At 70.0% G+C, this 19,680-nt stretch carries 17 protein-coding genes and 1 pseudogene; 5 read left to right on the plus strand and 13 right to left on the minus strand.

Annotated features, from left to right (window positions below; translation table 11 throughout):
- Window positions 1-117: 117 nt before the first annotated feature.
- Window positions 118-1,407, minus strand: a pseudogene (locus tag ASD77_RS07585) (DEAD/DEAH box helicase); the annotation flags it as partial.
- 400 nt (window positions 1,408-1,807) lie between these two features.
- On the opposite strand from ASD77_RS07585, the gene ASD77_RS07590 reads away from it, so the two are divergent.
- The gene (locus tag ASD77_RS07590; protein ID WP_082563169.1) at window positions 1,808-2,575 is read left to right on the plus strand and encodes a cyclic nucleotide-binding domain-containing protein; all 768 of its coding nucleotides are present in this window, start codon (window positions 1,808-1,810) and stop codon (window positions 2,573-2,575) included.
- 78 nt (window positions 2,576-2,653) lie between these two features.
- On the opposite strand, the gene cydC is transcribed toward ASD77_RS07590, so the two are convergent.
- The 12 genes from cydC to ccoN form a co-directional block, all read right to left on the minus strand.
- Entirely contained in the window at window positions 2,654-4,357 is a 1,704-nt protein-coding gene (gene cydC, locus ASD77_RS07595) for a thiol reductant ABC exporter subunit CydC (protein ID WP_268793368.1), read from the minus strand.
- Window positions 4,354-6,030 carry a thiol reductant ABC exporter subunit CydD gene (cydD, locus tag ASD77_RS07600; RefSeq protein ID WP_055939611.1) on the minus strand — a complete coding sequence of 559 codons (1,677 nt, stop codon included), beginning with the start codon at window positions 6,028-6,030 and terminating at the stop codon, window positions 4,354-4,356. Before cydD ends, cydC begins: the two co-directional genes overlap by 4 nt.
- Window positions 6,027-6,752: a sulfite exporter TauE/SafE family protein gene (locus ASD77_RS07605; RefSeq protein WP_055939614.1), complete on the minus strand. Its 726-nt coding sequence runs from the start codon at window positions 6,750-6,752 to the stop codon at window positions 6,027-6,029. Before ASD77_RS07605 ends, cydD begins: the two co-directional genes overlap by 4 nt.
- On the minus strand, window positions 6,742-6,936 hold the full coding sequence (gene ccoS, locus ASD77_RS07610; RefSeq protein ID WP_055939617.1) for a cbb3-type cytochrome oxidase assembly protein CcoS: 195 nt from the start codon (window positions 6,934-6,936) through the stop codon (window positions 6,742-6,744). Before ccoS ends, ASD77_RS07605 begins: the two co-directional genes overlap by 11 nt.
- On the minus strand, window positions 6,933-9,305 hold the full coding sequence (locus ASD77_RS07615; RefSeq protein WP_055939621.1) for a heavy metal translocating P-type ATPase: 2,373 nt from the start codon (window positions 9,303-9,305) through the stop codon (window positions 6,933-6,935). Before ASD77_RS07615 ends, ccoS begins: the two co-directional genes overlap by 4 nt.
- Window positions 9,306-9,313: 8 nt before the next feature.
- Window positions 9,314-9,835 (minus strand): FixH family protein, encoded by a 522-nt coding sequence (locus ASD77_RS07620; RefSeq protein ID WP_055939624.1) that lies wholly within the window; start codon window positions 9,833-9,835, stop codon window positions 9,314-9,316.
- A complete protein-coding gene (locus ASD77_RS07625; protein WP_055939626.1) occupies window positions 9,832-11,427 on the minus strand; it encodes a 4Fe-4S dicluster domain-containing protein in 1,596 nt (531 codons plus the stop codon). Before ASD77_RS07625 ends, ASD77_RS07620 begins: the two co-directional genes overlap by 4 nt.
- Window positions 11,428-11,503: 76 nt before the next feature.
- The gene (locus ASD77_RS07630; protein ID WP_055939627.1) at window positions 11,504-11,800 is read right to left on the minus strand and encodes a hypothetical protein; all 297 of its coding nucleotides are present in this window, start codon (window positions 11,798-11,800) and stop codon (window positions 11,504-11,506) included.
- A complete protein-coding gene (gene ccoP / locus ASD77_RS07635) occupies window positions 11,797-12,732 on the minus strand; it encodes a cytochrome-c oxidase, cbb3-type subunit III (protein WP_055939629.1) in 936 nt (311 codons plus the stop codon). Before ccoP ends, ASD77_RS07630 begins: the two co-directional genes overlap by 4 nt.
- Window positions 12,729-12,869: a cbb3-type cytochrome c oxidase subunit 3 gene (locus tag ASD77_RS17710; protein ID WP_082563170.1), complete on the minus strand. Its 141-nt coding sequence runs from the start codon at window positions 12,867-12,869 to the stop codon at window positions 12,729-12,731. Before ASD77_RS17710 ends, ccoP begins: the two co-directional genes overlap by 4 nt.
- 3 nt (window positions 12,870-12,872) lie before the next feature.
- Entirely contained in the window at window positions 12,873-13,493 is a 621-nt protein-coding gene (ccoO, locus tag ASD77_RS07640; protein ID WP_055939631.1) for a cytochrome-c oxidase, cbb3-type subunit II, read from the minus strand.
- Window positions 13,494-13,505: 12 nt separating this feature from the next.
- Window positions 13,506-14,951 carry a cytochrome-c oxidase, cbb3-type subunit I gene (gene ccoN, locus ASD77_RS07645; RefSeq protein WP_055939633.1) on the minus strand — a complete coding sequence of 482 codons (1,446 nt, stop codon included), beginning with the start codon at window positions 14,949-14,951 and terminating at the stop codon, window positions 13,506-13,508.
- Window positions 14,952-15,165: 214 nt separating this feature from the next.
- Between ccoN and ASD77_RS07650 the strand changes: the two genes are divergently transcribed.
- The 4 genes from ASD77_RS07650 (at window position 15,166) to ASD77_RS07660 (ending at window position 19,601) form a co-directional block, all read left to right on the plus strand.
- Complete coding sequence (locus ASD77_RS07650; RefSeq protein WP_055939635.1) at window positions 15,166-16,737, plus strand: cytochrome ubiquinol oxidase subunit I; 1,572 nt, start codon at window positions 15,166-15,168, stop codon at window positions 16,735-16,737.
- A gap of 12 nt (window positions 16,738-16,749) precedes the next feature.
- On the plus strand, window positions 16,750-17,895 hold the full coding sequence (gene cydB / locus ASD77_RS07655) for a cytochrome d ubiquinol oxidase subunit II (protein WP_055939640.1): 1,146 nt from the start codon (window positions 16,750-16,752) through the stop codon (window positions 17,893-17,895).
- Between the two features lie 11 nt (window positions 17,896-17,906).
- Complete coding sequence (gene cydX / locus ASD77_RS17715) at window positions 17,907-18,023, plus strand: cytochrome bd-I oxidase subunit CydX (protein WP_082563171.1); 117 nt, start codon at window positions 17,907-17,909, stop codon at window positions 18,021-18,023.
- 114 nt (window positions 18,024-18,137) lie between these two features.
- Window positions 18,138-19,601 carry a sialate O-acetylesterase gene (locus ASD77_RS07660; protein ID WP_055939642.1) on the plus strand — a complete coding sequence of 488 codons (1,464 nt, stop codon included), beginning with the start codon at window positions 18,138-18,140 and terminating at the stop codon, window positions 19,599-19,601.
- The last annotated feature ends 79 nt before the right edge of the window (window positions 19,602-19,680 follow it).

The following is a 19,680-nucleotide window of genomic DNA, read 5'->3' on the forward strand; positions in this document are numbered from 1 at the left end:
CGCGGCACCGGTCAGGTGCCGCGCGGGTGGATCAACTCAACGGGCGGGACGCGCCTGGCCCTGGCCCTGGCGGGCACCACCGGTGCGGCCGCCGTCGCGGCGCGGGCCGCTGCTGTGCTTCTTGGGGCCAGCGTGGGCATGGCGCGGAGCCTCGCTGTGCGGGCGGCGTGCGTGCTTCTGCGGGCCGTTGCGGCGCGGGGTGCGCTCGCCGGCGGGCTGCTCGGCCTTGCCCGGGGCGCTGTTGCCCCAGCGGATCGGGGTCTGCGGCTCGAAGCCCGGCACGTCGCGCAGGTCCACGTCGCGGCCCAGCATGCGCACGATGGCGCGCAGGTACTTGGCTTCATCCTGCGCCACCAGCGAAATCGCTTCGCCGGTCGAGCCGTTGCGGCCGGTGCGGCCGATACGGTGCACGTAGTCCTCGGCCACCATCGGCAGGTCGAAGTTGATCACCTGCGGCAGCTGGTCGATGTCGATGCCGCGCGCGGCGATGTCGGTGGCCACCAGCACGTTGATGCGGCCGGCCTTGAAGTCGCTGAGCGCGCGCTGGCGGGCGCCCTGCGATTTGTTGCCGTGGATCGCCGCGGTCTTGATGCCGCTCTTGTCCAGGAACGTCGCCAGCTTGTCGCTGCCGTGCTTGGTGCGGGCGAACACCAGCGTCTGCAGGCGGCTGTCCTTGGCCAGCAGGTGCAGCAACAGGTCGCGCTTGCGGCTGCCGTCGACCGGGTGGACGCGGTGGGTAATCGTCTCGGCCACCGTGTTCTTCGGGGTGACCTGGATCTGCTTGGGATCGCGCATGAACTCCATGGCCAGCTCGCGGATCGGCTCGGCGAAGGTGGCGGAGAACAGCATGGTCTGGCGATTCTGCTTGGGCAGCTTGGCCAGGATGCGCTTGATCGACGGCAGGAAGCCCATGTCGAGCATGCGGTCGGCTTCGTCCAGCACCAGGATCTCGATGCCGGACAGGTCCACGCTGCGGCGCTCGAGGTGGTCGATCAGACGGCCCGGGCAGGCGATCACCATGTCCACGCCACGGCGCAGCGCGTCCAGCTGGTTGCCCATGCCGACGCCGCCGTAGATGGTGGTGCTGGGGATGCGCAGGTACTTGCCGTAGCCGCGCAGGCTGTCGTGCACCTGCACGGCCAGTTCGCGGGTGGGGGTCAGCACCAGGGCGCGCGGCTTGCGCGGGCCGCGGGCGGCGACTTCCTGCGGGGTGGTGGCCAGGTACTGGATCAGCGGCAGGCCGAATGCGGCGGTCTTGCCGGTGCCGGTCTGGGCGCCCGCCAGCAGGTCATGGCCTGCCAGGGCCAGTGGGATGGCCTGTTCCTGGATGGGGGTGGGCTGGGTGTAGCCCTGTTCGTCCAGCGCGCGCAGCAGGGCGGGCGCCAGGCCCAGGTTTTCAAACGTCATGGTGAAAGCTCCAAAGCCGGCCGGCCGGACACGCACGCAACGCCGGCACAGCGAAGTGCGGCAACGTAGGACGCGCAGAATGCGGCAAGACCGTGACTCGAAGCGTTCCCTGAAACCGCGCTGCGAGAAGGGGTGCGGAGGCGCCAAAACGGCGGATCCGAGCTTGCGCAACGAAAGAAGTCGGAGCGGGGCGGGCGCGGGAACTCGCGGGGAGTTCCCTGCGCCGGCGGACCATCGGGGAAACGAACGGCCGCAGGCAAGCGGCGCGCACTGTACCCGAATCCGGGCCTGAATGGGGGAACGGGGGCTGAAACCGTCGTCTGCGACCGATTGTCGCAGCCCGGGAATCAGTGACTTGCAGGCGTATCATCACTTTTGAAGACCCGCCCAGCCGACCGCCATGAGCCTTCGCATCCTCCGCCAGAACGACGCCCCGGTGCCCGCTGCGCCGGCCGATGGCGTGGTCTGCCAGGCCAATGCGGCGGGCTGCAGCGGCTGCCTGGTACGCCACCTGGCCATCTGCGCGGCCCTGCCGGTGTCCAAGGCCCATGCGATGGAAGCCCTGGCCGACGACGCGCGGCTGAAGGCGGGCGAGGCGCTGGTCCGCGAGGGCGAGCCGCGGCGCGGCGTGTTCACCGTGACCAAGGGCGCGCTGCGCCGGATCCGGCTGCTGCCGGACGGCCGCCGGCTGGTGGCCGGCTTCCTGATGCCGGGCGATTTCATCGGCTTCTCCGGCACCTCGCATTACAGGCACACGATCGAGGCCATCACCGACAGCACGCTGTGCGAGTTCTCGATGGCCGACATGCGCAGCCTGTGCCATGACCATCCCGAGCTCGAGCGCGAACTGCTGGAGCGCGCCTGCGTGGAACTGGATGCGACCCGCGGCAACCTGATGACGCTGGCCAGGCTCAACCCGATGGAGAGGCTGGCGGGCTTCCTGGTCGACATGGCGCAGCGCCGCCGCCGCCAGGGCCAGGACGACAGCGAGGTGGTCCTGCCGATGACGCGCACCGACATCGCCGACTACCTGGGCCTGACCGTGGAAACCGTCAGCCGCAGCTTCACCCGCCTGCGCCAGGAAGCCAGCATCGCCACCGACGACCCGCACCATGTGCGCCTGCTCAACCGCATACGCCTGGATGCGCTGGCGGAAGCGCGGGGCTGAGGCGTCCGGATTTCCGAAACTCCTGGGTGTGGGAGCGACGTAAGTCGCGATGAAGCTTTACTGGTGGTCCATCGCGACTTACGTCGCTCCCACATCCGACTGCGTGAGCTGTTCCAGGGCCAGCTTTCCATCGCGCAGCCGGTAGCGCGTGTCCACCACGCCGTCGGGCAGTTCGGCGTGGCTGATGATCAGCACGCTGCGTCCCTTCGCGGCATCGGCGAGGTCCCGCATCAGCGCGTCGGCGGTGTCCTGGTCGAGCCCTTCGGTGGGTTCGTCGAGCAGCAGCAGGGGCGCGTCGCGCAACAGGGCGCGCGCCAGCGCCAGCCGGCGCGACTGGCCGGCGGACAGCGTGGCGCCGTTCTCGCCGACCCAGGTGTCGAGGCCGGCGTCGCGGAAGCGGTTGTCCAGCTTCACCTGCGCCAGTACCTGCCACAGGCGCGCATCGTCCGCTTCGGTATCGCCGAGGCGCAGGTTCTCGCGCACGCTGCCGGAGAACACCGGCGCATCCTGCGGCAGCCAGGCGATGCGCGCATGCCACTGCGCGGGGTCCAGCGACCGCAGGTCGTCGCCGGCGAAGCAGATGCGGCCTGCCTGCGGCGCGCGCAGTCCCAGTACCAACGCCAGCAGCGACGACTTGCCTTCGCCGCTGTCGCCGGCCACCAGCACGCGCTCGCCGGGCGCGACGTGGAGGCTGGCGCCATCCAGCACGCGCCGGGTCGTGCCTGGCCACGCGAACACGATGTCGTGCAGGTCCAGGGCACCCTCCACTGCCGGTGGCCGCACGCCGGTGACATCGCCCTCCGTCGCGGTCGGATCGACCACGTCCTGCAGCCGTTGCGCGGCCACCGTCGCCGCGCGCCAGGCCTGCCACGACGGCGCGATGGCGCTGCAGGCCTCCAGCACCGCGACGCTCATGAAGAACAGGCCGCCGGCCGCGGCCGCGCCCACGCGGTCCGCGTGCACCGCCGCCATCAGCACCCACAGCATCGCCGGCAGGGTCAGTGCGGTCACCCCGGCATGGGCCAGGGCGGCGAGGGCGAGCCGCTGCTTGCGCCGGTCCTCCCAATGGGCAATGTCGCGGCTGCGTGCATCCAGCGCCACCAGCCACGCCGATGTCGCGTCCATCGCCGCCAGGTCCTGCTGGCCTTCGATGCCTTCCTGCACGGCGGCCCGCAGGCGCATGCGGGCGCTCGCGCGTTCCTGTTCCAGCGCGGCGACGCTGCGCGCGGACAGCCACGGCGCAAGCACCGCGATCAGCACCAGTGCGACCAGCAGCACGATGCCGGCAAGCGGCAGCACCATCAGTGCCACGGTGACGGCAAACAGGCACAGCGCCAGCAGCGCGAACAAGGGCCCGAGTGCGCGCACCAGCACGCCATCGACCGCGTCGATGTCCGCCATCAGCCGCGCCATCAGTTCGCCGATGCGGAACCGGCCCAGCCCCAGCGGCGCCAGCGGCAGCGCGCGGCTGAAGAACCACGCCCGCAGGTCGCGCGCGATCCGCAGCGTCACGTCGTGACCGAGCAGCTTCTCGCCGTAGCGCGACAGGATGCGCACGAAGGTCAGCGCGCGGATGCCGGCCGACGGGCCGAAGAAGTTGAAGCCGACCGCGGCGCTGCCGGCCAGGGCCGCCGCCGTCAGGAAGTGTCCGGACAGGCCGAGCAGTGCGGTGCCGGCCAGCAGCGTCAGCAGCAGCAACCCGACCGACAGCGCCATGCGCGGGCGATGCCGTGCGATCACGTCCCGCAGCGATGTCGTGTCGTCGTCCCGGTGCGGGCTCACGGCGTGCCTCCATCGATATGCACGCGGCCGTCGCGTACCTGCCAGACCCGCGTCATCGCCGCCTGCGCGGTGGCGCTGTGGGTGGCGAGCACCACGGCGCGGCCGCGCGCGAACTGCTGGATCGCCCGCAGCACGGCGGCTTCCGTATCGGCATCGAGGAAGGCGGTGGGCTCATCGAGCAGCAGCAGGTCGGGATCGCGCAGGAACACACGCGCCAGCGCCACGCGCCGCGCTTCGCCGCCGGACAGGCCGAAGCCGCGTTCGCCGATCACCGTGTCCAGTCCATCGGGCAGGCGCGCCGCGAAGCGCATGACCTGCGCGGCTTCGGCGGCCTGCTCCAGTTCCGCCTCGCTGGCATCGGGCCTGGCCATGCGCAGGTTGTCGCGCAGGCTGCCGGCGAACAGGAACGGCCGCTGCGGTGCGTAGCCGATGCGCAGGCCGGGCGCGCGCTGCAGGCTGCCCGCGTGCACCGGCAGCCAACCGGCCAGCGCTTCCAGCAGCGTACTCTTGCCCTCTCCGCTGGCGCCGACCAGGGCGACATGCTGGCCGCGTTGCAGCTGCAGCGTGATGTCGTGCAGCACGTCGCGCGCGGCAGCGGGATGGCGCAGCGCGCCCCCCTGCGCGCTGACCAGCGAGGTGGCCGATGCTTCCGCTCCATCGCCGGTCGAAAGGGCAGGCGCGTCGACGTCGAGCACCAGCGCGATCTCGTCCATCGCCGCCAGCGCCGCGGCGCGGTCGTGGTAATGCGTGGCCAAGCGCCGCAGCGGCGCGTAGAACTCCGGCGCCAGCAGCAGGCAGAACACGCCCATGCCCAGCGTCAGCGGTGCCGCGCGCAGGTCGAGCATGCCGAGATAGGTCAGGCCCAGGTACAGCGCGATCATCGCCACGCTGAGCGAAGCGAAGAACTCCAGCACCGCCGAGGACAGGAAGGCGATGCGCAGCACGCGCAGGCTGCGCACGCGCAGTTCCTCGGCGGCGGCGCGGATGCCCGCCAGTTCCGACGCGCCGCGTCCGTACAGCCGGATCAGGCCCAGTCCGCGCAGACGGTCGGCGAAATGCCCGCCCATCCGGGTGAGCGCCTGCAACTGGCGCTGGCTGGCCGCCTGCGCGCCCCAGCCGACCAGCATCATGAACACCGGTACCAGCGGCATCGTCAGCAGCAGCACCAGGCCGACGGTGCGGTCGACGACGAACGCGGCCAGCAGGATCGCCAGCGGTACGCCCACGACTTCCGCCCGCAACGGCACGAAGCCGCCGAAGTAGCCTTCCAGCGCATCCACGTGCGCGCCCATGCGTTCGGCCAGCGCACCGCTCTGCTGCGAGCGCACCCAGACCGGCCCGCGCGCGACCAGGCCACGCGCGATGCGCGCCCGCAGGTCGATGCGGATGCGCTCGACGGCACGATCCGCGAGCCGGCGGCTGGCCCAGCCCAGGCCGGCGCGCAGCAGCAGTGTCGCCAGCAGGGCACCGAGTAGCGGCAGCAGCCTGACCGGTGGTTCGCCGTCGACGAACGCGCGCTGCAGGCAGAGCGCGATCAGCGCGGCCTGCGGCAGCACCAGCATGCCGCCGATCACGCCCAATGCACTGGCGGCACGAAGGGGTTTGCGTGCGACATCGCCCAGCGCCTGCAGACGCGTCTTCGCTGTCGCGCGCGTGGGCGCGTCGCCGATCATGTCGGCAGCGGCTGGCAGCCGAGCGCTGCCAGCACGCCGTGCAGCGCGGGGTGCCGCATCAGCCACGGCGAGGCGATCGTCAGCACGCCGGCGGCGAAGACGAAGGCGGCGGCCGTGCGACGCACCGATGCGCGCTGCCAGTGGCGGCCCAGGCGCGCACCGGACCAGGTCAGCGTCACCATCATCGGCAGCGTGCCCAGGCCGAACACGGCCATCGTCAGCGCGGCATCGCCTGCGTTGGCCTGCAGCCACGCCACCGTCAGCAGGCTCAGGCTCAGGCCGCAGGGCAGCCAGCCCCACAGCGCGCCCGCCACCAGTCGCCGCGGCAGCGTGTCCGCCGGCAGCACGCGCGCATGCAGCGGGCGCAGCGCCTGCCACACCCGGGCGCCGGGACGGGCAAGCACGTCGAGTCGGCCACGCTGGTCCAGCAGGCGCAGCGCCAGCAGCACCAGCGCCAGCCCCACGCCGACGCGCATGGCGAGCACCGCGGTGTCGTGCCGCGCCAGCGATAGCAGGCCACCGCCGAACGCGCCGACCAGCGCACCGGCCAGCGTGTAGCCGCCAACGCGTCCGAGATTGAGCTGCAACGCGCTGCCCCAGCCCTGGCGGGACGAGACGGCGGAAAAGCCGGTAGCGATGCCGCCACACATCACCGCGCAATGCGTGCTGCCCACCAGGCCAGCCAGCAGCGCGGCGAGCAGGACCGGGACGTCAGGCGCCATCGTCGCCTGCGCGGACGGGCGGCGTGGCCGGCGCGCGCGGCTGCGCCGGTGCGTCGTCGAGGATGTCCAGCGCCGGCGTGTCCAGGTCGTCGAACTGGCCCTTGCGTACCGCCCACGCGAACGCGGCGATGGCCAGGCCCAGCAGGACCAGGCTGATCGGCAACAGCATCAGCAGGATGTTCATGCCGCCATCTCCGTGGAGGTGCGCGCCAGCCGCAGCGCATTGAGGGTGACCACCAGCGAGGATACCGCCATGCCCAGCGCCGCGATCCACGGGGTCACCAGGCCGGCGGCCGCCAACGGCACGGCGAGCAGGTTGTAGCCGGCCGACCACGCCAAGTTCTGCTTCACCAGCCGCCGCGACAGGCGGGCGATGCGCACCGCGTCGGCGATGCGCAGCAGCGACGGGCCGGTGGCGACGAGATCGGCCGCCTGCTGCGCCAGCGGTGCGCCTTCGCCCATGGCGATGGACACATCCGCTCCGGCCAGCACCGGCGCATCGTTCAGACCGTCGCCGACCATCGCGACGATGCGGCCTTCCGCCTGCAGCTGGCGCACGTAGGCCAGTTTTTCTTCCGGCGACTGGCGTGCGAGCGCCGTGCCGATGCCGAGCACATGCGCCAGCCGCCGCACCGCCGCGTCGCCGTCGCCGCTGGCCAGATGGATCCGCAGGCCCTGCACGCGCAGCGCCGCGACCGCCGCGGCGGCATCGTCGCGTGGCCGCTCGTCCAGGGTGAAGCGGCCGACGCCACGCGTGCCGTCGCCCAGCCACAGTGCACCGTCGTCGTCGCGACCCGCGGCCCAGTCGGCGCGTCCGAAGCGCCAGTGGCGGCCATCGACCTCGCCTTCCACGCCGAGGCCGGCATGGGTGACAACGGACTGGGCCGGGCGGCACACATCGACATCGGCGAAAGCGGTAGCGATGGGATGGCCGCTGTCCTTTTCCAGCGCCGCGACCAGGCGCGTGGCCGCGTCCGCGTCCAGCCCGCCGAAGGCGTCCACGGCCACGCGCGCCGGCCGGCCGTCGCTGAGCGTGCCGGTCTTGTCGAACACCACGTCGGTGGCGCGCGCCAGCGTGTCCAGCGCTTGCGGCCGCGTGGCCAGCACGCCGCAGCGCGCCAGCGCGCCGTGTGCGGCGGCCAGCACCGCCGGCACCGACAGCGACAGCGCGCAGGGGCAACTGATCACCAGCAGGGCGAGCGTTACTTCAAATGCGCGTTCGGGCTGGTACATCCGCCAGCCGATGTAAACGCACACCGCGAGCAGCAGCAGCGAGACCACGAAATGGCGGCCAATGCGGTCGGCGAGCTGCGCCAGCGGCGGGCGATGGCCCTGCGCGCGATCGACCAGTTCCGCCAGCTGCGACAGGCGCGTCGCGGTGCCGGTGGCGGTGACGCGCAGGCGTGCCGGGCGCTCGCGGCACGTGGTGCCGGCGTAGACCGTCTCGCCGGCATGGCGGCGCACCGGCCGGGACTCGCCGGTCAGCAGCGCTTCCTCGAAATCGGCGGCCGCGTCCAGCAGCACGCCATCGGCCGGCACGCCGTCGCCGGCGGCCACGCAGGCCACGTCTTCGACCCGCAGCGCCGACGGCGGCACCGATTCGCGCGTGCCGTCGTCGCGCTCGCGGATCGCGAACACCGGTTGTGCGCGCGCCAGCGCGTCCACCTGCGCGGTGGCGACGTTGCGCGCGCGCTGTTCCAGCATGCGTGCGGCCAGCAGCAGGAACACGAACATCACCGCCGCGTCGTACCAGACATGCGTGCCGCCGCGGATCGTCTCGAGCAGGCTGGCGAAGTAGGCCATGAGGGTGGAGCTGGCGATCAGCGTGTCCATGCCCACGTGGCGCGCGCGCAGTTCGCGCGCCATGCCGGCCAGGAACGGCCAGCCGCTGTAGAACACCACCGGCGTGCTGACCAGGAAGGTCAGCCAGCGGAACAGGTCGCGCGTGGGCAGCGGCATCGTCGCGTTGACGTCGAGGTACAGCGCCTCGGCCAGCATCATCGCCTGCAGCGAACCCAAGCCGGCCACGCCGAGCCGCAGCAGCCAGCGCCGACGCTCGGACAGGCGCGCCTGTTCGCGCGCGTCGCCGGTGGCGAGATACGGCCGGTAGCCGAGCATCGCCAGGCGCTGCAGCAGTACTGACAGCGTCGTGCGCGCCGGATCCCAGGCGATGCGGATGCGGCCGGTGACCGCGTTGGCGCTGGTGTCGAGCACGCCGGCCTCGCGCGCCAGGGCGCGGTCGATCAGCCAGGCGCAGGCGGCGCAGCGCATGCCGTCGGTGAGCAGCACGATCTCGCATCCGCCGTCGATGGCGCGGCTGTGTTCGTCCAGCAGTTCGCTGCGGTCCCAGCTCTGCAGGTCCAGCCGATCGGCCTGCACGCGGTTGCCGTTCGCGCTGCGCAGGCGGTAGTAGCTGCCGAGGTCGGCGTCCTGGATCCACGTCGCGGCGGCGGCGCAGCCCTGACAGCAGAACGCGTGCCCGTCCGCGGTGACGGGAGGCCCGCCGGCGACCGGCTCGCCGCAGTGATGGCAGGACACCACGGGCGCGTCCATGGCCGGGCTCAGCCGCCTCCGAGCGAAGGTGCCAGCCGCGAGGCCTGCGTCTCCTTCTGCAGGCGGCCGCGGATGCGCCAGGCGCTGTTCGCGGGCGTGAGCTGCAGGTTCCAGTCGTGCCGCGTGTCGATCTCGGCGGGGGCGGTCCAGCCGGTAGTCGTGCGCGACAGCGGCAGGCGCAGGTCCTGTGCCGCTTCGGTGGGATGGGTCAGCACCAGCACGAGCGAGGTTTCGCGACCGAACTCGCCGGTCACCGCGGTCAGTTCCACATGGTCCGGGCGCACCTGCAGGATGGCGCTGAGCTTGCGCTGCGCGGCGCGCTCGTCCGGTCCCAGGTCAGTGGTCTGGATCTGCGACACGCGCTGCACCTCGTCGATGACGGGATCGGCGCCACCGGCGCGCACGGCGGTGACCACCAGCCAGAGGCCGGCCACGACCGAGGCCAGCGGCAGGCCCCAGACCAGCCACACCATCGGTTCCTTCCAGAACGGGCGGGCGTTGGCGGCGGAGGCATCGGGTTTCGTGGTCATGGGGAGGGTCCGAAGTAACTGCTGTCCACGGTCTTCTGCGTGCCGGTATCGACATCGCGGACGGTGAATGTCACGGCATGGCGGCCATGGAGGGTGGCGGGTGCGTTGGCGGTGACGGCCAGCGACAGGACTTGCTCGGGTTCGGCGCGCACCGTCAGGTCGCCGTCGCGCAGGACGATGCCGGGCGAGTCCGATGCCAGCGTCACGACATAGCGATGCGATTGCTGGTCCTTGTTGATCAGCTTGAGCGTGTAGCTGTTCTCGACCTGACCTTCGGCGACTTCGCGGTACAGCGCATTGCGGTCGCGCAGCACTTCGGCGATCAGCGCGTCGCGGTGGAACACGCCCCAGCCCCAGGCCATCACCAGCCCCAGCAGCAGGGCGCCGTAGACGACGATGCGCAGCCGCAGCACCTTCGACGGCTTGCCGTCGATGGCGTTCTGGGTGGTGTAGCGGATCAGTCCCTTCGGATAGCCCATCTTGTCCATCACGTCGTCGCAGGCGTCGATGCACGCGCCGCAGGCGATGCACTCGTACTGCAGTCCGTTGCGGATGTCGATGCCGGTGGGGCAGACCTGCACGCAGATCGTGCAGTCGATGCAGTCGCCCAGCTGGTCCGGGACGAACTTCGGCAGCGGTTCGATCACCGCGCCGGCACCGGCGAAGGTGATGGTACCGTGCGCACCGAGTCGCTGGTCGGCAGCGCTGGGGTGCGCGTTGGCACGCACCACGTAGTCGTAGGCGGTGACCTGGTCGAGCAGGCCGCGCGCGCGTTCCAGCACGCTGCCCAGGCCGCGCTTGCGCGGGCCGCGCGGCTCACCGCGCATCGGGTCGTAGGCGATGATCAGCGTGTTGCGGTCGAACATCGCGCTCTGGAAGCGCGCATACGGACACATGTACTTGCACACCTGCTCGCGCAGGAAACCGGCGAAGCCCCACGTGGCCAGCGCATAGAACAGCACCCAGAACGTTTCCCAGCCGCCCCAGGCGAACGGCCACAGGCGCGCACCGAGATCGAGGATGGGGGTGAAGAAGCCGACGAAGGTGAAGCCCGTCCACAGCGCGAACACGGTCCACAGCACGTGCTTGCCGCCCTTGCGCAGCAACTTGTTGGCGCTCCACGGCGCCGCATCCAGCTTGATGCGCGCGCTGCGGTCGCCTTCGGTCCAGCGCTCCATCCACAGGAACACTTCCGTCCACACCGTCTGCGGACAGGCATAGCCGCACCACAGGCGTCCGGCCAGCGCGGTGAAGAAGAACAGCGCCATCGCCGCGATGATCAGCAGCATGGCGAGGAACAGGAAATCCTGCGGCCAGAACACCAGCCCGAACACGTAGAACTTGCGCGCCGGCAGGTCGAACAGCACGGCCTGGCGGTCGTCCCACGGCAGCCACGGGAACAGGTAGTACATGCCCAGCAGCCACCACACCGCCACCACCCGCAGGCGGTTGAGCCTGCCGGCCACGTCGCGCGGATACACCTTGCGCTCGCTGACATAGAACGCATTGCCCTGCGCATCCACCACGTCCAGCGGGATGCGCCGTCGGGCGGTGTCGGCAGCGGGCGGCGTCGGCGGTGCTGGCGTGGACATGGGCGGCTCTGTCGTGGCGGGCGTCATGCTGGCGCCGCGTCGGCGCGCGAGGGAGCGACGGGTTGTCGCAGGCCGCTCACTCCGGCGGCAGCGCGCGGTTGAAGCGGCTGGCCGGGCGCAGCAGGATCCAGGTGAACAGGCTGCTGGCGGCGGTCGCCAGCCAGAACATGAAGAAACCCAGCGTGTAGCCGAGTTCGCGGCTGATCGCCAGGTCGGGGAAGGTCATGTCGCGCAGCGTCAGCGGATCGACGAAGGCGAAGAACACCATCGTCGCCACGCCGGCCGCGAAGAAGCTGGGCCAGAGCACCGCCCCGACGCGCTGCGCGAGCGGCCGGGGCGGATGATCGAAGCGGGGCTCGGTGAAGTCGCTCATTTCGCGCCGGCGGCCGCCTGGCCCTGCTTGTGCGAGAGCGACCAGACGTACGACGCCACCAGCCGCGCGCGCGTCTCGCCCAGCAGTTCGCGATGGGCCGGCATCACGCCATGGCGTCCGCGGTTGATCGTCGTGCGCAGGCTGTCCTTGCTGTTGCCGTACAGCCAGTAGTCGTCGGTCAGGTCGGGCGCGCCGAGTTCCTGGTTGCCGGTGCCGTCGGCGCCATGGCAGGCGACGCAGAGGCCGTCGTAGAGCGGTTTGCCCTGCGCGGCCATGAAGTTGTTCTTCATGCCGGCCTGCGGATCGTTCAACACGTTGACGTAGGCGATGACGTAGTCGACCGCGTTGGGGCCGCCCATGTTGGTCAGTGCGGTCCCCCATTCCGGCATCACACCCTCGCGGCCGTCCAGCACGCTCTGCAGCACGAGGTCGGGGGTGCCGCCCCAGTGCCAGACGCCATCGGTGAGGTTGGGATAGCCGATTGCGCCCTGGCCGGTGGAGCCGTGGCAGGTGGCGCAGGTGTTGTTGAAGATGGACTGTCCCAGCGCAAGCGCCTTCGGGTCCTTGGCCAGCTGGTCGATGGGCTGGTGGGCGAACGGCGCGAAGGTCGCTTCCAGCTTCCTGTCCTGCAAGGCCTTGGCCTGGTCGTGCTCGCCAGTGGAGGACCACTTGGCGTATCCCGGAACGATGCCCAGGCCGCCGTACCACGCGATGTAGCCGATGCTGAAGACGATGGTCAGGTAGAACAGGTTGATCCACCACCGCGGCAGCGGCTTGTTGTACTCGGTCAGGTCGCCGTCCCAGACGTGCGAGGTGTCTTCCGGCGCCGGGTCGCCCGGACGGCGGCGGCCGGTCCACCAGAGCAGCCACACGCAGCCCAGGATGTTCAGTACGACCAGCGCGACGATGAAACCGATCCAGCCTGCGCTCATGGGTTGCTCTCCCCGTCCTCACCCAGCGGCATGCGCGCCGCATCCTCGAAATCCGCCTTGCGGCGCGGGCTCCAGGCCCACACCCAGCCGGCGATGAACAGCACGATCAGTACCCCGGTCACGATCCCCGATACCATGGCTCAGCCTCCCCTCGGCGCGGCCTTGCCCAGCCCTTGCAGGTAGGCGACCACGGCGTCCAGTTCTGTCCTGCCCTCCACGTCGGTGGTGGCGTTGTCGATCTCTTCGTCGCTGTACGGATCGCCGATGCGCTGCAGCGTCTTCATGCGCTGCGCGACCTCGACGCCGTCGACCTTGGCGTTTTCCAGCCAGGGGAAGGACGGCATGTTCGATTCGGGTACCACGTCGCGCGGATTGATCAGGTGCACGCGATGCCAGTCGTCGGAGTAGCGGCCACCCACGCGGGCCAGGTCCGGCCCGGTGCGCTTGCTGCCCCACTGGAACGGGCGGTCGTAGACCGATTCGCCGGCCAGCGAGTAGTGGCCGTAGCGCTCGGACTCGAAGCGCAGCGTGCGCACCATCTGCGAGTGGCAGTTGTAGCAGCCCTCGCGGATGTAGATGTCGCGGCCGGCGAGCTGCAGCGCAGGGTAGGGCTTCACGCCTTCCAGGGGCTTGATCGCCTCGGCCTGGAACATCAGCGGGACGATCTCGGCCAGGCCGCCGAACGACACCGCCACCGCGATCAGCACCGCCATCAGGCCGACGTTCTTCTCGACTTTCTCGTGTGAATTTCCATTGCTCATGTCGTGGGCTCCTCAGGCGCGCGCCTGGCTGGCATCGGGCGGCAGGATCGGCTGCGGGGCGGTGGCGCGGGCGCTGGCGACCTGGAAGGTCTTCCAGGTGTTCCAGGCCATGATCAGCATGCCGGCGAACACCAGCAGGCCGCCGCCCAGCCGCACCAGGTAGTAGGGATAGGTCGCGTTCAACGCCTCGACGAAGCTGTAGGTCAGCGTGCCGTCAGCGTTGGTGGCGCGCCACATGAGGCCCTGCATCACGCCGGCGATCCACATCGAGGCGATGTAGAACACCACGCCCAGCGTGTGCAGCCAGAAGTGCGTGTCGATCGCCTTGACCGAGAACATCTGCTCGCGGCCCAGCAGCTTCGGCAGCAGCGCGTAGACCGAGCCGATGGTGATCATCGCCACCCAGCCCAGCGCGCCGGCGTGAACGTGGCCGATGGTCCAGTCGGTGTAGTGGCTCAGCGAGTTGACCGTCTTGATCGACATCATCGGCCCCTCGAACGTGCTCATCATGTAGAACGAGAGCGAGACGATCAGGAACTTCAGGATCGGGTCGGTGCGCAGCTTGTGCCACACCCCGGACAGCGTCATGACGCCGTTGATGGCGCCGCCCCAGCTGGGCGCGAGCAGGATCAGCGAGAACACCATGCCCAGGCTCTGTGCCCAGTCCGGCAGCGCGGTGTAGTGCAGGTGGTGCGGACCGGCCCACATGTAGATGGCGATCAGCGCCCAGAAGTGCACGATCGAGAGCCGGTAAGAATAGATCGGGCGGCCGGCCTGCTTGGGCACGAAGTAGTACATCATCCCGAGGAAGCCGGCGGTCAGGAAGAAGCCCACCGCGTTGTGGCCGTACCACCACTGCACCATCGCATCGACCGCGCCGCTGTAGACCGGGTACGAATGCAGCAGCCCGCTCGGCAGCGCCAGGCTGTTGACGATGTGCAGCAGCGCCACGGCGATGATGTAGGCGCCGAAGAACCAGTTCGCCACGTAGATGTGCTTGACCGCGCGCCGGGCGATGGTGCCGAAGAACAGCACCGCGTAGGACACCCACACCACCGCGATCAGCACGTCGATCGGCCAGACCAGCTCGGCGTATTCCTTGCCCTGGGTCAGGCCCAGCGGCAGCGAGACCGCCGCGGCCACGATGACCAGCTGCCAGCCCCAGAACACGAACGCGGCCAACCTGTCGGACAGCAACCGCACATGGCAGGTCCGCTGCACCACATGCAGGCTGGTGGCGAACAGCGCGCAGCCGCCGAACGCGAAGATCACCGCGTTGGTGTGCAGCGGGCGCAGCCGGCCATAGCTCAGCCACGGCACGTCGAAGTTCAGCGCCGGCCAGTACAGCTGGGCGGCGATCAGTACGCCCACGAGCATCCCCACGATCCCCCAGACCACGGTCATCACCGTGAACTGGCGCACCACCTTGTCGTTGTAAGTCCCCTGGACGCCTTGCATGCGGCCTCTCCTGTTCTGGTACGGCGGATTCTCGGGACCGGCCGACGGAACCGCATTGATCAGGATCAACCCCTCGTGGTGGTCGATGGCAGAGGGGGCGCGCGGGAGGCCGGGAGAGGGAGGGCGAGGCCAGGGAAAGGGGGTGCGACAGACGGTCGCCCCTCGCTGTGACATGACAGGGCTAGAATCCCCGGCAAGGTCCCAGGAGCTCCCCATGCCCGACATGACCGTTGTCGAACTGTCCCGGCTGCAGTTCGCGCTCACCGCGATGTACCACTTCCTGTTCGTCCCGCTGACGCTGGGGCTCTCCTTCCTGATCGCCATCATGGAGAGCGTCTACGTCATGACCGGGCGCGACATCTGGCGGCGCATGACCCTGTTCTGGGGCACGCTGTTCGGCATCAACTTCGCCATGGGCGTGGCCACGGGCATCGTGATGGAGTTCCAGTTCGGCATGAACTGGTCCTACTACAGCCACTACGTCGGCGACATCTTCGGGGCGCCGCTGGCGATCGAAGGCCTGATGGCGTTCTTCCTGGAAGCCACCTTCATCGGCCTGTTCTTCTTCGGCTGGGACAAGCTGAGCAAGGTGCAGCACCTGGTGGTGACCTGGCTGGTGGCGCTGGGGTCCAACTTCTCGGCGCTGTGGATCCTGGTGGCCAACGGCTGGATGCAGAATCCCGTCGGCGCGGTCTTCAATCCCGAGACCATGCGCATGGAGATCACCGACTTCATGGCGGTGATCTTCAATCCGGTGGCGCAGGCGAAGTTCGTGCACACCGTATCGGCCGGCTACGTGACCGGTGCGATGTTCGTCATGGCGATCAGCGCGTTCTACCTGCTGCGCGGCCGCAACGTCGACTTCGCCAAGCGCTCGATGGCGGTGGCCGCCAGCTTCGGCCTGGCCGCGGCGCTGTCGGTCGTGGTGCTGGGCGACGAGAGCGGCTACGCCACCAGCGAACACCAGAAGATGAAGCTGGCCGCGATCGAGGCGATGTGGGAGACCGAACCCGCGCCGGCTGGTTTCAACGCCTTCGCGCTTCCCGACCAGAAGAACCAGACCAACCATTACGCGCTGCACATCCCGTACGTGATGGGACTGATCGGCACGCGCTCGTTCACTACCGAGATGCCGGGCATCCTGGACCTGGTGGAACGCGCCGAGGGCCGCATCCGCAACGGCCTGCTGGGCTACGAGGCGCTGCAGACGCTGCGCGCCAACAAGCACGACGGCACTGCGCGGCAGGTCTTCGAGGCGCACTGGCGCGACATCGGCCACGCCCTGCTGCTGAAGCGCTACCGCGAGGACATCGGCAACGCCACCGAGGAGGAGATCGTGCGTGCCGCGCACGACACCGTGCCGCACGTGGCGCCACTGTTCTGGAGCTTCCGGCTGATGGCGGGGCTGGGCTTCTATTTCATCGCCTTCTTCGCGGTGGCGTTCTACCTGGCCAGCCGGCAGCGGCTGGACCGCTACCGGTGGTTCCTGAAGGTGGCGTTCTGGAGCCTGCCGTTGCCGTGGCTGGCGATCGAAGCCGGTTGGCTGATCGCCGAGTACGGGCGGCAGCCATGGATCATCGACGGCGTGCTGCCCACGTTCCTCGCCGCGTCCGGACTGCAGCTGCACCAGGTCGTGATCTCGCTCACCGGCTTCGTGCTGGTCTACACGGTGCTGGCGATCATCGAGGTGTGGCTGATGCGCAAGCTGATCCTCAAGGGCCCCGAGCATCTGTCGGCGCCGCAGCCCGATGGGGAAGGCGTACCACAACCGGCCCCGGCGGGCTGACGGGAGAGACGCATGGACACGATTCCGCTCGACTACGCCACGCTGCGCCTGATCTGGTGGCTGCTGCTGGGCATCCTGCTGATCGGCTTCGCGGTGATGGACGGTTTCGACCTGGGCGTGGCGACGCTGCTGCCCGCAGTGGCGCGCACCGACGAAGAGCGCCGCATCGTGCTGAACGTCATCGGTCCGGTGTGGGAAGGCAATCAGGTGTGGCTGATCCTCGGCGGCGGCGCGATCTTCGCCGCGTTCCCGCCGCTGTATGCGGTCAGTTTTTCCGGGTTCTACCTGGCGATGTTCCTGATCCTGTTCGCGCTGATCCTGCGGCCGGTCGGCTTCAAGTTCCGCAGCAAGGTGCCCGATCCACGCTGGCGCGCCGCGTGGGACTGGTCGCTGTTCGTCAGCGGGCTGGTGCCGGCGCTGGTGTTCGGCGTGGCGATGGGCAACGTGCTGCTGGGCGTGCCGTTCCACTTCGACGACACCCTGCGGATCTTCTACGAAGGCGGGCTGTTCGGCCTGCTGACGCCGTTCGCGCTGCTGTGCGGCCTGGTCAGTGTGGCGATGCTGGTGATGCACGGCGCCGGCATGCTGGCGATGAAGACCTCCGGCGACATCGCGCTGCGTGCGCGCCGCTACGGCAGCCTTGCGGCGCTGGCGACGGCGGTGCTGTTCGTGATCGGCGGCCTGTGGGTCGCGCGCATCGACGGCTATGCGCTGCAGGTGGCGATGGACCCCGCCGGCGCCTCGAATCCGCTGGCCAAGGTGGTGGTCGCGCAGCCCGGCGCGTGGATGGACAACTACGCGCGCTGGCCGCTGGCGTGGCTGCTGCCGGGGCTAGGCGTGGCGGGTGCGTTGCTGAGTGCGCTGCTGTTGCGTGCCGGGCGCGCCGGGCAGGCCTTCCTGTCGTCGGCGACCAGCATCACCGCCATCATCCTGACCCTGGGCGTGGCGGCGTTTCCGTTCCTGCTGCCGTCGTCCACACAACCCGGTTCCAGCCTGACGCTGTGGGACGCCTCGTCCAGCCACATGACGCTCTTCATCATGCTGCTGGCCACGGCGTTCTTCCTGCCCATCGTGCTGCTCTACACCGCCTGGGTCTTCCGCGTGCTGCGCGGCAAGGTCGACCAGCACGGCATGGGCCGCAACCCCAACGCGTACTGAGGAGCATCGCCATGTGGTACTTCAGCTGGATCCTGGGCGCCGGCCTGGCCGCGAGCTTCGCCATCCTCAACGGCATGTGGTACGAGCTGCGCGAGAACGACCGCGACGCCGAACGCCGCGCCCCCTGACCGGCCTGCGCCCGGTCGCCGGCGGCCCTGGCGCGGCCGGGACCTGCGGCACTCGGCGCGCCGTCGCGGTTCCGGCATCATCCGGACGGTGACGGGCATGGTGCCCGCACGGCCATGCCCTCCCGCAGGGTGCGGCCTCCGGCACGGAGAGGCGCCTTGAACCGAATCGCAACCGCGTTGTTCGTCCTGTTGGCTGTTCCCGCCGCGCACGCGGTGGAACTGCCGCGGCTGTTTTCCGATGGCATGGTCGTGCAGCGCGACCAGCCCGTGCAGGTCTGGGGCCGCGCGGCGCCGGGCGCGCAGGTCACGGTGAGCTTCGCCGGTACGGCGGCGCCGGCCACGCAGGCCGATGCCGACGGCCGCTGGTCGCTGGAGCTGCCGGCGCAGACCGCCGGCGGACCCCACGTGATGCGCATCGACGACGGCAAGCAGCCGCGCGTGCTGAACGACGTGCTGGTCGGCGACGTGTGGCTGGCCAGCGGGCAGTCGAACATGGAGTGGTCGATCGCGCAGGCCGCCGACCCCGACGCCGAGATCGCACGCGCGACCGATCCACAGATCCGCCACTTCAAGATTCCCCGCTCCTGGGCCGGCACGCCCCAGGCGCAGCTCGCCGGGGGCGAATGGGTGGCCGCGTCGCCGCAGGTGGCGGGCAGGTTCTCGGCGGTCGCCCATCATTTCGCGCGCGAGCTGCGCGCGGTCACCGGGGTGCCGGTCGGCATCATCGACAGCACCTGGGGCGGCAGCCGCATCGAAGCCTGGATCGATGCGCCGTCGCAGGGACTGGACGAGGTCAAGGTGGCGGCAGACGCCGCGTCGCTGGGCGAGGACGACGACATCAATCAGCGTCCCGCGTTGCTCTACAACGCCATGATCCATCCGCTGCAGCCCTACGCGATGCGCGGCGTGATCTGGTACCAGGGCGAATCGAATGCCAACACCGTGGAAGACGCGCTGCGTTACCGCCGGCAGTTCCCCGCGCTGATCGACCAGTGGCGCGGCCAGTGGCGCACGCAGTGGGACGCGCCCAGCCTGCCGTTCCTGTGGGTGCAGCTGGCCAACTATTCCTCGGGCAAGGACCGCGGCGACGCGAGTCCGTGGGCGGTGCTGCGCGAGGCGCAGTCGATGACGCTGTGGATGCCGGGCACGGCGCAGGCGGTGACCATCGACATCGGCGATCCGTCCGACATCCATCCGCGCAACAAGCAGGACGTGGGACGACGGCTGGCCCTGGCGGCACGCCACGTGGCGTACGGCGAGGCCGTGGCCTTCCACGGTCCCACGCCGCAGTACACCCGCTTCGAGGGCAAGGCGGCGCATGTCGAGTTCGGTACGTCGGGCGGCACGCTGGCCGTCCGCGGCGGCGGTACGCGCGTGCGGGGATTCGCGCTGGCCGGCACCGACCAGGTGTTCCATCCGGCGGAGGCGGTGCTGCAGGACGGACGCGTGGTGGTGCGCAGCGCGGCGGTGCCGCGTCCGGCGGCCGTGCGCTACGGCTGGTCCGACAACCCGGCCGCCGCCGACCTGGTCAACACCGACGGGCTGCCCGCGTCGCCGTTCCGCAGCGACAACTGGTGAGCCGGATCGCGGCAGGATTCAGAGGGGATTTAGCCAGCGCGTGATGCGGCGCGGATCCTCACGAATTCGTTCCGGGAAT

The organism is Pseudoxanthomonas sp. Root65 (assembly GCF_001427635.1).
In the GTDB taxonomy this organism is placed as follows: Bacteria; Pseudomonadota; Gammaproteobacteria; order Xanthomonadales; family Xanthomonadaceae; genus Pseudoxanthomonas_A.